Here is a 14,883-nt window from a genome sequence, read left to right as displayed (position 1 = left end):
TATCCGATTTGTCCGAAACGTATATTTTTGGTCTATTCGGAGTAGATATGCAAGATACACTTTGCTAACATTAAAATGTGAATGATATTCAATGTCATTAATGTTGGTGAAGTGTATCTTTTTAATTTTTGTGTGGGAGATACAAGACATATGTTTAGTTATAAGTTTAGGAGGGCATAATGAACCGGTGGGGACATACAAAGCGTACCATAATCCTGTCTAGTGCAGTTGCCTTGTGGCTTAGCGCGCCTCTAGTGGTTTGGGCAGATAATGCAACTGTCACTACAGATGTTGTTCATGTGAAAGGCACATGGGCAGAGGAAGAAGCAAAATTGAACTCACAGCAAGTGCAAATCATTACCAAGAAAGAGATTGAAAAGAAACAGGCGAAGTCCGTTGAAGATATTATTTTTACGCAAACAGGCGTATCTAGAACAGTTGATGCTATGGGGCGTGTGGGCGTGTCCATTCGCGGTGCAGAAGCGCGTCACACTCTCATCCTCGTAGATGGTCAACCTGTGCTAGGTGATTTTGATAAGTACTCTGGTGCGGCAGATGAAGTACAACGTTTAGGCACAGAGAACGTAGAGAGAATTGAAGTTATTCAAGGTGCGGCCAGTGCTAAATACGGATCCGATGCAGTAGGTGGTGTAGTTAATATCATCACTAAAAAAGCACAAAAGAAACCATCTGTACAATTTAATGCTGAAGGCATGCGTCGCAAGAGCGATGGTGATGTGTTTCCATTCCAAAACTTCTTCATTCGTGCTGATTCTGGTCAAATGGGCAAGTTAAAGGTTGGTTTATCAGGTAGTAAACGAGATCTTATGCCTGTTCTAGCATCTGTTAAACGTCGTGCCTCTGGGATGGCCTTTGATTATGCAAAACATAACTTCAAGCCAAATGTACTTCGTTACTATGGTGATGCGGCAGATATCGGCCTTGTAGCGACCTACGAGGCAAATGATAAAAATAAGGTGGAATTGCGACTTAATCGGTACACGGAAGATCTTGTACGCGATGTTAAGCATTCCGACTCTGACTTAGAGCCACAACAACACTTCAAACGTACGGCAGATCGTAATACAGCTAACCTGCAATGGTCCTCTAGAGCTGGAAAGAGTGACTGGACTGTAGAAACTAATTACTCTCGTATTAAAGAAAATGACGTAGCGCTCATTAACTATACAGGTCGTTCCGCTTATGAAGGCTCTAATGAGTTGCGTTATATCGATAACATCGATCATCGTCAATTAGATATTCGAGTAAATGCTAATACGCAAGTCAATAAAAATCATTTGCTAAGCTATGGTGTTAGCTATGCTCGTGAAGAAGGTTCTGGTAGTCGCTTGAAGAGTTCTCCTAATACAAGTACGATGTACATTGATCCATGGGATTACGATAAAAGCTTGTTAGTAGACCGCCTTGATCGTCTCGTGCGACGTAAAGGCGATAATAGTGTTAAAGTTTACTCTCACATCCATGACTATAAATTCATTAATTCCGGTGGCGGCATGCCGCAATGGGATATGGATTATGAATACTATGGGGCTGAAACAAAGGCACAAAAGCCGGGCATTACGTACGATGATTATGTGAATTATGGTTTATCGGAAAGCAGACTTAGTGAATGGTCAAGCACATCGCCGAATAATCAACCGGTAACGGATGAATTCAAGAAGCGATATTATGCTTTGGAAAATCGGTTGAAATCGGAAAATCCTGAAATGGCGGCACATCGTGCAAACATCGTAGGTGACTATTTTAAATATGGTGAGTCTAACGATCCAGAAATGCGTAAGAAAGCGCCTAAGCTAAATGGTAAGGCTTTCTTGGAAGAGTACCGTAATCGCGATCAACGCTTGACTACTGGTAGTGGTACGATTCGTAAAATAAACGCTTACATTTCTGATACATGGCAAGTTAATAAGAATTTAACATTGTCTCCAATTGTGCGCTTCGACAATAGTAGCTTGTTTGGTTCTAACGTATCTGCATCTTTGGGCATGACATATAACGTTAAAGGTAATACACATCGCAGATTTAAAGCCAATGTAGGTACCGGTTATACAGAGCCTGGTATGGGCGAATTGTGGTATAACTGGGAAATGTACGCTTCTAACCCTGTAGGGATTGGGGTAGCAAAACTCGGTTGGTATTGGGCTGGCAATCCTAATTTGAAACCAGAAAAATCGGTCAATTTCGACATGAGCTTGGAGGGTGAAAATAAAAATACATATGCACGCGTAGGTGTATTCCATAACCGTATTAAGAACTATATGTCTGTATACTTCACTGGTGATTTTATGGACTTCGCACCATATCTCAAAGGTGATGCGAAATACCAACGTGCACCGGATATGATTTACAGCTTTAAAAATATTGGTAAAGCTGAAATTACAGGGTTGCAAGCGGAAGTACAACAAAAATTCGGCAAATATTGGTCTGGTAAATTAGGTTATACATATTTACACGCCATCAACAAAAGCGATCCATCCATGCCACGTCAATTATTGGATAAACCAATGCACAAAGTTGATATTGGTATTACTTATGATAACCCTAAATCCGGTTGGAATGGCTCCATCTGGGGTGATTACTATATCAATATGCTTGATAGTAATACTCTTAATAACGGTGGTAACTACTGGCCAGATATCTTGTCTGGTGATGCAGGCGTTTATAAGAAACAAATGTATGAAAAGAAAACATTTGGCATTTGGAATGTAATGATTCAAAAACGTTTCAATAAAAACGCCATGATGTATTTCGGTATCAACAATATCTTTAACCATCGAGATGATGATCGTGCTACACAAGAACGCGTATACCGCATGGGTGTTAACCTTAAATTTGGTGGTGGCGATAGTAGTAAAACTACGGCCATCGGCAAAACTAAGGATGGTTCAAAAGTTAATGCTACAGGGGTTAATGTAGCTAATGGTGAAGTGGTAAATTCTGAATCTGGTGTACAAAACGTAGCTGATGTAGTTCGTTTAACTGACTTTATTCGTTCTGATTTTGATACTACTAAAGAACGTGGTATTACAATGGTTGGCGACTATAGAGCGCGTTGGATGGCACATGATGGTTCTAATAGACCGCAATCTCCATTTAGAGCAAACTCTGCTATCGGTTCTGCAAAAGCCAATATGTACGATGCTAATCGTCATAGTTTTGAACAACGCTTACGTCTTGGCTTTGATGCTCGACTCAATGAGTTCACAAACCTCAAGGTTATTGGCAGCATGAGTGGTATGAGTGGAGTAGATACAAGCTGGACAAAATCTGATTCCAAAGGTCTCAACCATCAACGACTCGATACTGTTGATCTTACAAGACGAGTTAAAAAATGGGATGTATCAGTGGGCCGCTTAACCGAGCCTATGGGTGCTAGTGGTTACTGGTTTGGTCAATCTTATGATGGCGTTCGTGCTGTTTGGAATGGCCATGACTCTCAAGTTCGTATCGGGGTTGGTACTTTTAAACATAGCACGGGTATTACTGATTCTGCGTATACTCATGCAGAACATAAAGTTATTTACAGACCTCCAACAGCAGCTGAATTGATTGGTATTAATCGTGATGATTATCCATATGATATTGAGAGTGCTACTAAAACTGGTTCTGATGGTGAGAAGAAGACTACAACAGATCCGGCAGCTCCAGATAGTCCAACTGGTATATATAATTCCACCTATAAAGGTAAGACAGATAGTATCTACTTCTATCAACAGCTCAAAGACTTGCAAGCTGAATACGAAGCTTATAAGGCTACATTAAACCTAAATTGGAGTAATCCAAACCGCGATCAAGAAGTTGAAAAGGCTAATGCTAAGTTAGCAGAAATACAACAAAAACAAGCTCAAGTTATGAGTCGTTTACAAGATATTCTTACAAAAGCGTATCCTACAGAGATGGCTGAGAAGAAATTCTCCCTCGATATTCCATCTGGTGGATATACAATGTACGAAATTACTAATAAGAAAACAGGGGAAAAACTCTATAAGACTGGTGATCTTATGTATAATGTGAACTCTCCGTTATACCCTGAATATCTAAAAGATAAGGCTAAAGGCCTTATCGTACCTACTGATAATAAAGAAGCTTTGTTGAATCCAAAGGGTTATGTTGATAAACATAGTAATGAGATTAATCAATCCATTTCAGAAATTGCTAAATATAATGCAAAAGATAATTGGAGTAATTATAACAATGGTGAGCTTGATGAAGTTTGGGTAAAACAAGCTGATGGTACATTTAAGAAATCTTATGATTACTATGGTCAACCATCAAGTGATTATGAATTCACTGGTTCCTTAGGTGCAAAGACTTACAAATACGATAGTGGTAAATACGTATTTAGTGATTATGATGCTAAAGATGCCTTATATAAGAAGAACTTTACAATGTCTTCCAGCGATTATGGCGAAGGTGGTTCTTATTATGGTTGGGGCATGCCAAATGCTATGTATAACTATATGTATAATCTTGAAAAAGTTGTACATGACGCAGAGTCTGAAAATAAATTACCACGCGAAGCAATCGGTAAGGTCATTGGCAACTTGATCAGAACAGAAGGTGTAGTTCTTGAAAAAGATACTGTACCAGCCATCGATAAGGCCGCATTTATTCAATACAAGAAACAAATTGGTGCTCGTCTTGGTTTACAAGCTTGGTACTTACGTTCCTTTGGCGGTAAAACACATACATATTTAAATGCTAATGGAAACAGTAATGATGAATACAGCTTCTCCAATGTAGCTCATGTATTTGGTATCGGTGCTAAGTATCAACTTGGTGCTAATGCAGCTGTTACGGTTGATTACGGTCAAAATCGTTCTAACTTAGGACGTTACCTCAATGGTAATACCGTATATCAACATGAACGTGGTACAGCAGACTTTACTCTAAAAGGTCACCAAATGGGCGGCACACCACACTTCTGGATGGCTCGTCTAGATATTGGGCGTGCTGATTTAGATGTTCCGAAATCTTGGAATGCGTTCATCGATTACAAATACTTTGAACATGGTTCCTTCTTCGGTGGTAATGGTACGGGTGCAGTACCTGATCGTTATTTAGATGGTGTTCGCAGCTTTACATTTGGTGCCGGCTATGTACCGCGCAAGGACTTGCTCCTTGAAGCATTCTATACATTTGATGCGAAGGGCACTAATAAACGAGACACTTTATATGGTAGTGAAAGCTTTAAGTTAGGCGATTATACAAGAATTCAAGGGACCTACAGGTTCTAATGTTCAGTCTGTAAACAGACAGAAAGGTTACAAATATGGAAAATTTAAATTATGTCATTCACTTATTTCATAGTGGCGGGTATGTAATGTATCCATTGTTACTCTTGTCTTTTATGGTTATCGCTATAGCTGCAGAACGTGCTTTCTTCTATCGTAAGTATGCAGGCAAAACATTTGTTGTAACTCATGCAGTAAATGAATTCGCAAAACTACAACGTTGGGATGAAATCGATAAAGTAATTAAAGAGAACCCTTCTATTGCAAGTCGTATTGCAGAAGCAGGTTTAAAAAATGATTCTAGCGAAGAAGCAATGAAGACCGCTTTTGCTGATCAAATGGGGGTTGATGCAGTTGGTTTCCGAAAATATATGGACTACTTAAGTGCAACAGTTACAATTTCTCCATTATTGGGCTTGCTTGGTACAGTAACAGGTATGATTGGCTCTTTCAGTATCCTTGACTCCGGTGCCGGTGCATCTGCCATTACTGGTGGTGTAGGTGAGGCGCTTATCGCGACAGCATCTGGCTTATGTGTGGCCATAATGGCATTTATCGTTTACACAATTTTTAGTCATCGTTTGGACTCCATTATTAACCAAATTGAAAATATGTGTGTAAATATAGTTACAGCTAAACGAGAAGGGTGGAAATAGTTATGAACTTGCAAAGCTTTCGTATGAAAACTAAGCCGGAATTCATGATCATTCCAATGATTGATATCATTTTCTTCTTGTTGGTATTCTTCATGATGAACAGCTTGCAAACAGTGGCTCAAAAAGCCTTGTCTGTACAATTACCACAGGCTACTAGTGCTTCTGCACCAGCTCAATTACCAGTGGTTTTAACATTAGATGCGGAGGGTCATATTACGATTGATAACAAGCCAATGAGCATTGACGATGCTGAGGCAATGGTAAAACAACGTATCCAAGAAAACCCTAATGCTAGTGTTATCTTACAAGCCGATAAACGAGCGGCTCATGGTCAAGTAGTAGCGATTATGGACATGTTAAAACAATCTGGCGTTAAACGCTTAGCTATTGCAGCTGAACAGAAAGGATAACTATGGGACTAGGCATATCATGGAAAAAAGCAGCCATTATATCCGCCGTAGTTCATCTTATTGCTCTCTTTATTGCTGTAATCTTTTTTGTAGTGGTTCCAGCCATTCAAGAAATGGATACCTATGAAATCGACCTCACACAAAGTGTGCTCGATGATGGTGGCAGTGGACATGCTGGTGGTGGCGGAGGTAACAGAGCAGATCTGTTCCCAAAACCATTGTCAGCAGATGAAGTAGCGGCAAGAACAAAGGCTGTTGTAGCAAATGTTGAACCATCTACAGCAACAGATATTCCTGATGCAGTAGATGTGGCAGCTAAAGCAAGTGAAAATAAAGGCAATACATCCGGTGATAATTCCGCTGTTGGTGGCACAGGCCCTGGATCAGGTGGTGGTTCTGGCGGTGGTCATGGTACTGGTGAAGGCACTGGAATTGGTGATGGTAGAGGCCATGGTACTGGTACAGGTGATGGTACCGGTGAAGGTGATGGTCACGGTACAGGTAAAGCCGCGTTCAATGTAGAGGGCTTTTATGCAGCCGTAGATAGCCAAAAACAAATTCCTTATGCGGCTATTAAACGTAAAATGAACGTAGATGTTACAATTAATGTAATGGCTAAATTAGATACTAATGGTAATTTAATAGACGTATATCCAACTAGTGGTGGCGATGAGATATTTGTAGAAGCGGCTCTTGATGCAGTGCGACGAGCGACTCCGTATCCAAACGAAACAGGGGATATACAACCAGTAGAAGTTCCTGTACACTTTGTAGTACAGGCCGATGGCGAAGATGAAGAAGAATAAATATATCTAAGTAATAAAGGAGATAAATATGAAATCTATTATTTTATATTCTTCCCTTACGGGAAATACTAAAAGTGTAGCGGAAGCAATGGCTTCCGTTATGCCTGAAGGTACACCTTGCGTTCCTGTAAAAGATGCACCTGAAAATTTAGCTGATTATGATACAGTATTCGTAGGTTTCTGGGTGGATCGAGGTACAGCGAATAAAGAAGCGGCAAAATTGATTGAAACTTTAAAAAATCCTAATGTGGTATTCTTTGCCACACTAGGGATGTATGCTGATTCTGATCATGCTCGTGAAAGTATCGAAAAAGCATCTGAATTATTGCCTAACAAAGAAGCTCTTGTAGACGGCTTCGTATGCCAAGGTAAAATTGATCCTAAAGTAATCGAAATGATGTATAAAATGTTCCCCCCTGGATCAGCACATGGGCAAAGCCCAGAACGCGATGCATTACATAAAGCGGCGGAAACTCATCCAGATGAACAAGACTTTGCAAATGCAAAAGAATTTACAAAATCTGTACTTGCAAAGTTGCAAGCCTAATTTCTGAAAGGGGATTGGAGTATGAGTTTAGCAAGTTTCTTTGAATCCATTCCGGAGAAACAACGCAATCTACAACTAGGTTTAGAATGCGATAATCCGATGAGTGGTGCATTTCCTCATAAACGTGTTGTACATGCAGGTCTCAATGGTACGCTCGTTTCTCCAAAAGAAACACAAGCCGTTTGGGATTCGTTAATGAATGGCACTCCTAAAAAGGGCGAAATGCAATGCGCTTACATTCATATTCCGTTTTGTAAGACAAAATGCACATATTGTGGTTTCTTCCAAAACGGTACGAGTCAAAGTGTTGAAGACCAATATATTGATGGTCTTATCAGTGAATTAAAGCTCGCTAGTGAGCGTTCGAGATTAAAAGATGGTTTGATCCATGCCGTATTTATCGGCGGTGGCACACCAACATCTTTATCACCTACAAATTCTGAAAGATTGCTTAAAGCGATTAAAGCGTACTTGCCATTGGCAAATGATTACGAGCTTACCTTAGAAGGTCGTATTCACGATTTGATCCCTGAAAATCTTGAAGTTTGGATGGCAAACGGCGTCAACCGTATGTCCATCGGCGTACAATCTTTTAACACAGAAGTGCGTCAAATGGTAGGCCGTTTAGATACGAAAGAAACCGTATTAGAACGACTAGCTGCTTTGAAAGCTTATGGTCAATGCTCTGTCGTTATTGACTTAATCTATGGCTTGCCTGGTCAAACTATGGAGGTGTGGGAACAAGATTTAGCTGATTTAGTAAGCTCTGGTGTTGATGGTGCAGACCTATATCAATTAAATGTATTTGATGGTAGTGATCTCAATAAAGACATTACAAACGGTAAAGTTCCAGCTGCAGCCACAACAGCGATGCAAGGGGATATGTTTGAATTTGGTCGTAAATACCTTGATGAACGTTCCTATCGTCGATTGAGTGCCGCTCACTGGAGTGCTAATAACCGTGAACGTAGCTTGTATAACACTTTAGCTAAATCGGGCGTTCCAATGTTCCCATTTGGTAGTGGTGCAGGTGGTAACGTCGACGGTTATGGGATGATGTTACATCGTGCATTAAAACCATACGAAGATATGGTTACCCGCGGTGAAAAACCATTTATGGCCCTTATGAAACAAAGTGATTTACAACCTATCGTAAACCGAGTAGTAAGTCAATTAGAACAAGGATTCCTCAATATTATGAGCTTAGTAAAAATGGATTCCAGATTAGATGAATTGAACTGGCTCTATAAATTATGGGAAAAACGAGGCCTTGTTGCCTATAATGGTTTGCTTTATAAATTGACTGATGCAGGCGAATTCTGGACTGTAAATCTTACGCAAAGTACATTAGAAGCTGTTGAATATATCCTGACTGGTAAGAATTCCTTCGCTATAGAAGCAGTAGCAGCACAAGATACAAAAACAACTTCTAAAGAAAATCCTAACCAAGAGGTACGTGGCATTGGCCAGGGTAAAGCCAATATCTCTGTACCAACTGACGAAGATTCCGAAGCACAACGTAAAGATGCTCTCATTGCTAAGGCTAAAGCTGAAATTGCTAAGAGCGGTGCTTCTGGCGAAGCAGCAGAACGAATGGTACAAGCTATGTACAATTTAAGTGCTGATGAGATTGAATATATGATGGAACGTATGATGTCTTAAACTGTTATGTTACACCTTAATTCTAACAACCTCTCCCAATAACCAACATATAATATACAAGACATATTACGTGACATATACGTGCTCTCTGTAGTACAAAGTAGCCCCAGACTTCGGTCTGGGGTTTACTTTTTATAAAACGAAAGGTATTCTGTAGGTATAAGACTTAAATGACTTTAAAAAGCATAGCAATAGATGTATAGGAATAGATGTATAAGTCTATAAGGACAATAAAAATCTAATTGCTGTTAAAATCATAAAACAATAAGTGAGATAGTAAATCTATAAGATGTGAAGTGATATTGCTTGTATAGCTGATAAAAGGCTTAGGAGGTTAGTATGAGTACATGTCCTCAAAAAGAAATAGATATATTAGGTATTGGGGCTAGCACATTAGACCGCTTCATCGTTGTGGATCATTACCCAACGGGACGTGAGGTACAACAAGTTGTATCTTCTACCACCGATGGTGGAGGACCTGTAGCTACAGCATTAGCCGTTGCAGGTAAATATGGTGCACGTACGGCCATGATTGACAGTATCGGTGACGATATGGTGGGGCGTCATATTTTAGATGATTTCAAAAAATATAATGTTAATACTGATGCTATCCACATTGAAAAGGGGGAAAAGAGTGGCGTTGCTACAATCCTAGTAAAGCATAGCACTGGCGAGCGTGCCGTATTTTTTGAACGCTCTACTGCGCCAGAGCCAGTATTTTTAGATACTCATAAGCAATTAATTAAAGAAGCTTTCATTTTACATGTTAACGGACGGCATCGACAATTCATGTGTTCTGCCATGGCGTTAGCACAAGAGGCAGGTACTATTATCTCCCTCGATGGAGGTGCACAGCGCTACGATGAAGAGATGAAATCTATTACAGAGTCAAGTCATATTGCTATTGTTGCTCGTGATTATGCTGAAAAATATACGGGCACTACTAATTTAGAAGAAGCTTGTCGTATCATTCATGACCGTGGTGCTCTTATTGCGGGGGTTACGGATGGCGCTAATGGTAGTTATTTCGTATGGCCTGATGGAACTTTCTATCGTTGTCAGGCATTCCCTCAAGAATATGTAGTTGATACAACGGGGGCTGGAGATAGTTTTCATGGAGCATTTCTTTCAAAGCTTGTTACATTATTGAGAGAGTTAGCCCCAGTAGAAGGGTTAAAGACCTCTACATATGCTATAGATTTATTACAACATTGTGGACATTCTGATTTAGAAAAAGCTGCTATCTTTGCGTCCGCTGTAGCAGCTTTAAATACGCAAGGGATTGGTGGTCGTAGCGCTTTACCAAGTTTACAAGTTGTACATAAGTTAATGGGATTGGAGTAAATCAGTATGTGGCACGATATTTCCCATTCTCATGTACAACGGTACATGCAACAAAATCCCTATCGATTATTAGCGTTTAGCTTTCTAGGCGTCATGATTATAGGTACAATATTGCTTATGTTACCGATGGCGAGTGCTCAGGGGCAAACGACGGCTCTTGTAGATGCCGCTTTTACCGCCGTATCTTGTGTTTCGGTAACAGGGCTGACCACTGTAGATACTTATTATCATTGGTCTTTATTTGGTAAGATTGTAATGGTTATCCTTATTCAGTTAGGTGGGTTAGGAATTGTATCTTTCACGACCATAATTGCTTTGCTTCTAGGTAAACGAGTAGGCCTTAAAAATCGTGTGCTTTTGTCCGAGGACGTTGGACAGGAGGGTATGACTGGTTTATTACATATTACGAAAAAGTTAACGCTTTATACCTTTGCTATTGAAATTGTGGGAGGCATAATCTATACGATTCAGCTATATCCCTATATTGGACAGGCTGCATTGTATAGCGGTATCATGCAAGCTATTTCCACCTTTTGTAACGCTGGATTTGTATTTTTTGATAATGATCTACCTTATGCCATGGTAGGGGACATATTATTTAATATCAATACAGCAGTACTAATTGTTATCGGTGGTTTTGGCTATTTAGCGGCCTTTGACATATGGTCACACCGTAAGGTGCGACGAGTTGTTGACTTAAAACTTCACACTAAGATTATGTTAGTAGGCACAGCGATTCTTATTCTATTAGGAACTATCATTTTTTTAGGTGTGGAATGGTCAAATCCAAAAACCTTTGGGACATTACCGATTTGGAATAAAATAATGGCCTCTTTATTTCAATCAATTACGCCGCGTACAGCTGGGATTGCAACGGTTGATTATAATGCATTACATCCAATTACCTTGTTTGTTACCATTATTCTCATGTTTATTGGTGCGGGCCCGAACTCTACCGGTGGAGGGGTTAAAATTAGTACCGTAGCAGTAACCATACTTGCATCGCGTACCTTGTTTAATAACCGTCCAGATACAGAGATTTTTGAACGTCGTATTTCATTAGTAACCGTGCTTAAAGCCAACGGGATTATATTTTTATCGCTCCTTCTTATTTTAATAGCCACATGTTATCTGGCCTGGGATGAGCCTTATGATTTTATCCGATTGTTATTTGAGGTTACGTCTGCCTTTGGGACTGTAGGCCTTACGACGGGAATTACATCTGATTTATCTGAAAGCAGTAAATGGGTGCTGATGCTTGTTATGTTTACCGGTCGTGTCGGTGTTATGACCGTTATTGGTACATGGGCTCTTAGGACATCACCAACGAAGCCAATTGGGTATGCAGAAGAGAATGTATTGTTGTAATTGAGTAGAATAGTTAGTCTATCAGGAGATATAGCATGAAATATAAAACAATTGCCGTCATTGGTCTTGGTCAATTTGGTACGACTATAGCCAAGATGTTAGCCTCTATGAATCATGAGGTTTTAGGTGTAGATATTAATCCAGAAATTGTACAAAAGGTTTCCCCTTATGTAACACATGCTATCGTAGCAGATACTACTGATGAAGAGGCTATTAAAGCCTTAGCTTTGAGCCAATTTGATATAGTTATTGTTGCCATTGGTGATAATATCCAGGCTAATCTCATGACTTCGATGTTGTTGAAAGAAATGAATATGCCTCATGTGGTTTCGAAAGCTGAAAATGCACTCCAAGGTAAGATGCTCAAGAAGATGGGGGTAGATATGGTCATCTATCCAGAATATGATGTGGCACAACGGTTAGCTCAATCGTTGACACGAGAACATGTAATGGATTACTTACAGCTATCTAAAAGCATTAGCCTTATTGAAGTAGATATGCCTAAATTTTTGGTAGGCACCTGCTTAAAAGATTCTAATCTGCGTGAGAAATATAATCTTAATGCTGTAGGCATCAGGCGTGGGGAGGATTTAGAAGTCCCTCCTAATCCGTTTACGATTCTTTCGGCGGAGGATAAACTATTAATCATAGGAAATAATTCTGATTTAGATGCATTAACAGTGTAGTAAGTATACGAAAGAGATATAAATATATCGAAAAAATATGATATAATGAGATAGAATTCAGTATAGGCCATACGTATTCGTATGGCCTTTTAATATAGAAATGAAGGTTATTATGACAGAGGAACAATATATAACGGCGCTGATGAATAACCCACATGGGATTCGAAATATTCCAAATCCTACAGAAGCTATGCAACTTACATGTGTGGGACAAAACGGCATGCTGTTACAATATATTAAAGAACCTACTCAAAAGGTTATTGAAACGGCGCTTTCACAAGCACCACGAGCTATACAATTCGTTGAAAATCCTACAGAAGAATTGTTAAAAACCTTAGTGGAAAAAGATTGGGCAGTTTTAGAATACATCAGCGATCCGTCTGATACATTAATTCAAAGTGCGTTAGCTCAATCAGGCTGGGCTATTCGCTATATTGCAAACCCATCTGAAGAATTGCAATTAGAAGCGGTGAAGGCGAATTATGATGCCTTACAATATATCAATGCTCCAAGCGAGGTTGTGCAGTTACAAGCCGTGCAAGAGAGTTACTTAGCCTTGCGCTACATTGATGAGCCTAGCGTAGCTGTACTAGAAGCAGCAGTAAAGCAAGATCCACAGGCAATGCGGCAGATTACAACCCTCACTAAGGACTTGGCCTTGCATCTATTTAAAGTAAGTGCGGCTATTGTCGGTTATATACCTAATACATTGGGTGTTACAGTAGACGAAATCAAAGCTATAATTGTAGATGCTATTTCCGGCGATACAGTTGATGAAGACTATATACGCGAGTTAATCAACAATAAAGCTATCGGTGGACGTCAATCTAAATGGCCCATCGATTTGTTGTCACTTATAGATGCTTATGGCACCAAAATAGTTAAGAAAATTGCAGTAGGCGAATATTTGAAATATTAGAACGGAGATACAATGAACTTTATAGATACAATGGCAAGCGTTGAATTAGTGCTTGCTGCAAATCAAGTGCCTTTGCTCGTTGGTGAGACTGGCATTGGTAAAACCTCTCTCGCAATGCGTGTTGCAGAGGTACATAATTGGGAATTAGTAACTATCGACGGAAACCTCTTAAAAGAAGGTGAAATCGGTGGTTTACCTACTGTAGAAACGGTGACTCATACGGCTGGTCATGGCAATACACGAGATGTGAAAACTACAGTATACGCTGTGCATCATACATTGGAACATGTGGCACAAGCCGTAAATAAAGGGCGTCAAGTATTGTTGTTTATCGACGAAATTAACCGCGCAGAACATGCAGTTCAACAAGAGTTGATGAACCTTATTCTAAACCGTGAAATTAATGGCTTTTCTTTAAGTGATCAAGTGCGCATCATCGCCGCTATGAACCCTGAAGATTCCTTTGATTACCAAACCATCGATATGGATCCGGCACAACAAAATCGATTCGTATGGCTTTATATGAATGCTGATTATATGCAATGGATTGACTGGGCTATTGGTGCTGGTATTGAAGAAAAGGTTATTGAATTTATTTCTTCCTATCCAGAATATTTAAATCAACGTCACGAAGACGATATCGATGCCACACCTCGTTCCTTTGAACGCGTGTCCGGTCTATATAGAATTTATAAGAATCAAGAGGGCACAAGCTATAGTCGCGATATATTTATGAATGTTATCCGCGGTAACGTAGGTAAACTCATTGCGGAGGCTTTTGTAAACTTTATCGAGTCCGATCAAGAACCTCTTATTACCTTTGATGATGTATTAACAGCGGTTCAAAAACCAGGTGCTATTATGTCTATGGCTGAGCAGGTTAAAGGTGAAAGCCCAACTCGCCTTTATGTAGCAGCAAAAAATATGTTGCATCGTTTAAATCGCAATAGCAATGCGCAGGAAGTACATCACTTTGTGGAGTTTTTGACCTTGTATCCAGGGGATTTGCGCGTAGCGGTTATGAAAGATCTTCGTAACACGTATGAGCGCGTTTACGCTTATGCTATTGAAGATGACCTTTTTGTAGATACTTTCTTTGAAGCGCAAAAATAATTCTATGTGTATAGTTAACCAAATCAAAGCTATATATAGATAATCGACTTTAGTAAATTATTAATTATTATGCTAATTGATATATGGCATATGACATATATTAAATTTGTTTTCTAA

11 protein-coding genes are annotated in these 14,883 nt (G+C 39.6%); all 11 read left to right on the top strand.

Features of this window, described 5'->3' with window-relative positions; all coding sequences use genetic code 11:
* The first annotated feature begins 179 nt into the window (after positions 1-179).
* The 11 genes from VPAR_RS06775 to VPAR_RS06725 all read left to right on the top strand — a co-directional run bounded on the left by VPAR_RS06775 (position 180) and on the right by VPAR_RS06725 (position 14,766).
* Positions 180-5,258: a TonB-dependent receptor domain-containing protein gene (locus VPAR_RS06775; RefSeq protein ID WP_012864671.1), complete on the top strand. Its 5,079-nt coding sequence runs from the start codon at positions 180-182 to the stop codon at positions 5,256-5,258.
* 35 nt (positions 5,259-5,293) lie between these two features.
* Positions 5,294-5,911, top strand: a complete 618-nt coding sequence (locus VPAR_RS06770; protein WP_004696674.1) for a MotA/TolQ/ExbB proton channel family protein — start codon at positions 5,294-5,296, stop codon at positions 5,909-5,911.
* Positions 5,912-5,913: 2 nt separating this feature from the next.
* The gene (locus VPAR_RS06765) at positions 5,914-6,321 is read left to right on the top strand and encodes an ExbD/TolR family protein (protein WP_004698605.1); all 408 of its coding nucleotides are present in this window, start codon (positions 5,914-5,916) and stop codon (positions 6,319-6,321) included.
* A 2-nt stretch (positions 6,322-6,323) separates the two neighbouring features.
* On the top strand, positions 6,324-7,127 hold the full coding sequence (locus VPAR_RS06760; protein WP_012864670.1) for an energy transducer TonB: 804 nt from the start codon (positions 6,324-6,326) through the stop codon (positions 7,125-7,127).
* Between the two features lie 28 nt (positions 7,128-7,155).
* Positions 7,156-7,674, top strand: coding sequence for a flavodoxin family protein (locus tag VPAR_RS06755; RefSeq protein WP_008601576.1), 519 nt, complete (start codon positions 7,156-7,158; stop codon positions 7,672-7,674).
* 21 nt (positions 7,675-7,695) lie between these two features.
* Positions 7,696-9,336 (top strand): heme anaerobic degradation radical SAM methyltransferase ChuW/HutW, encoded by a 1,641-nt coding sequence (hutW, locus tag VPAR_RS06750; protein ID WP_012864669.1) that lies wholly within the window; start codon positions 7,696-7,698, stop codon positions 9,334-9,336.
* 339 nt (positions 9,337-9,675) lie between these two features.
* Entirely contained in the window at positions 9,676-10,680 is a 1,005-nt protein-coding gene (locus tag VPAR_RS06745; RefSeq protein WP_012864668.1) for a carbohydrate kinase family protein, read from the top strand.
* 6 nt (positions 10,681-10,686) lie between these two features.
* Positions 10,687-12,048, top strand: coding sequence for a TrkH family potassium uptake protein (locus VPAR_RS06740; protein WP_012864667.1), 1,362 nt, complete (start codon positions 10,687-10,689; stop codon positions 12,046-12,048).
* Between the two features lie 35 nt (positions 12,049-12,083).
* Positions 12,084-12,734: a potassium channel family protein gene (locus tag VPAR_RS06735; RefSeq protein WP_004698681.1), complete on the top strand. Its 651-nt coding sequence runs from the start codon at positions 12,084-12,086 to the stop codon at positions 12,732-12,734.
* Positions 12,735-12,846: 112 nt separating this feature from the next.
* Positions 12,847-13,653 (top strand): hypothetical protein, encoded by an 807-nt coding sequence (locus tag VPAR_RS06730; RefSeq protein WP_012864666.1) that lies wholly within the window; start codon positions 12,847-12,849, stop codon positions 13,651-13,653.
* Positions 13,654-13,665: 12 nt separating this feature from the next.
* A complete protein-coding gene (locus VPAR_RS06725) occupies positions 13,666-14,766 on the top strand; it encodes an AAA family ATPase (RefSeq protein WP_012864665.1) in 1,101 nt (366 codons plus the stop codon).
* The last annotated feature ends 117 nt before the right edge of the window (positions 14,767-14,883 follow it).

It is taken from the genome of Veillonella parvula DSM 2008, assembly GCF_000024945.1.
In the GTDB taxonomy this organism is placed as follows: Bacteria; Bacillota; Negativicutes; order Veillonellales; family Veillonellaceae; genus Veillonella; species Veillonella parvula.
Note: the sequence above shows the minus strand (reverse complement) of the source record. Positions and strands in the feature narration are given on the sequence as shown.

What these genes read in the sequence shown, in the direction of transcription:
- VPAR_RS06775 (WP_012864671.1), top strand. Translation starts at nt 180, where the DNA reads ATGAACCGGTGGGGACATACAAAGCGTACCATAATCCTGTCTAGTGCA.
- VPAR_RS06770 (WP_004696674.1), top strand. Translation starts at nt 5,294, where the DNA reads ATGGAAAATTTAAATTATGTCATTCACTTATTTCATAGTGGCGGGTAT.
- VPAR_RS06765 (WP_004698605.1), top strand. Translation starts at nt 5,914, where the DNA reads ATGAACTTGCAAAGCTTTCGTATGAAAACTAAGCCGGAATTCATGATC.
- VPAR_RS06760 (WP_012864670.1), top strand. Translation starts at nt 6,324, where the DNA reads ATGGGACTAGGCATATCATGGAAAAAAGCAGCCATTATATCCGCCGTA.
- VPAR_RS06755 (WP_008601576.1), top strand. Translation starts at nt 7,156, where the DNA reads ATGAAATCTATTATTTTATATTCTTCCCTTACGGGAAATACTAAAAGT.
- hutW (WP_012864669.1), top strand. Translation starts at nt 7,696, where the DNA reads ATGAGTTTAGCAAGTTTCTTTGAATCCATTCCGGAGAAACAACGCAAT.
- VPAR_RS06745 (WP_012864668.1), top strand. Translation starts at nt 9,676, where the DNA reads ATGAGTACATGTCCTCAAAAAGAAATAGATATATTAGGTATTGGGGCT.
- VPAR_RS06740 (WP_012864667.1), top strand. Translation starts at nt 10,687, where the DNA reads ATGTGGCACGATATTTCCCATTCTCATGTACAACGGTACATGCAACAA.
- VPAR_RS06735 (WP_004698681.1), top strand. Translation starts at nt 12,084, where the DNA reads ATGAAATATAAAACAATTGCCGTCATTGGTCTTGGTCAATTTGGTACG.
- VPAR_RS06730 (WP_012864666.1), top strand. Translation starts at nt 12,847, where the DNA reads ATGACAGAGGAACAATATATAACGGCGCTGATGAATAACCCACATGGG.
- VPAR_RS06725 (WP_012864665.1), top strand. Translation starts at nt 13,666, where the DNA reads ATGAACTTTATAGATACAATGGCAAGCGTTGAATTAGTGCTTGCTGCA.